The organism is Streptomyces spiralis (assembly GCF_014654675.1).
Classification (GTDB): Bacteria; Actinomycetota; Actinomycetes; order Streptomycetales; family Streptomycetaceae; genus Streptomyces; species Streptomyces spiralis.
In genome coordinates, this window is the sequence record NZ_BNBC01000161.1 from 1 (window position 1) to 674 (window position 674).

At 71.8% G+C, this 674-nt stretch carries 1 protein-coding gene; it reads left to right on the top strand.

Translation table 11 applies throughout. The features are described from left to right. Window positions 1-674: alpha-amylase family protein (locus tag IE318_RS44505; RefSeq protein ID WP_268256794.1), on the top strand; the 674-nt coding region annotated here is incomplete at both ends.

The window sequence follows — 674 nt, forward strand, 5'->3', positions numbered from 1 at the left end:
CGGCTGGCGGCGGCGTTGACGCCGGAGGTGGACGCGGTGCTGGCCCGGTATCCGCTGCGGGAGCTGGTCACCGCCTCCGATGCGATGCCGCTGCTGGTGGAGCGGGAGCGGGCCCTGTACGGCGCCTGGTACGAGTTCTTCCCCCGCTCCGAGGGCACCCCCGAGCAGCCCCACGGCACCTTCACCACCGCCGCCCGCCGTCTCCCGGCGATCGCCGCGATGGGCTTCGACGTGGTCTACCTGCCCCCGATCCACCCCATCGGCACCACCTTCCGCAAGGGCAGGAACAACACCCTCACCCCCGGCCCCGAGGACGTCGGCGTGCCCTGGGCGATCGGCTCCCCCGAGGGCGGCCACGACGCGATCCACCCCGCCCTGGGCACCCTGGAGGACTTCGACGCCTTCGTCGCCCAGGCCCGCGAGCTGGGCCTGGAGATCGCCCTGGACTTCGCCCTGCAGTGCTCCCCCGACCACCCTTGGGTGCACAAGCATCCCGAGTGGTTCCACCACCGCCCCGACGGCACGATCGCCTACGCCGAGAACCCGCCGAAGAAGTACCAGGACATCTACCCCGTCGCCTTCGACGCCGACATGGACGGCCTGGTCGCCGAGACCGTCCGCATCCTGCGGCACTGGATGGACCACGGGGTGCGGATCTTCCGGGTGGACAACCC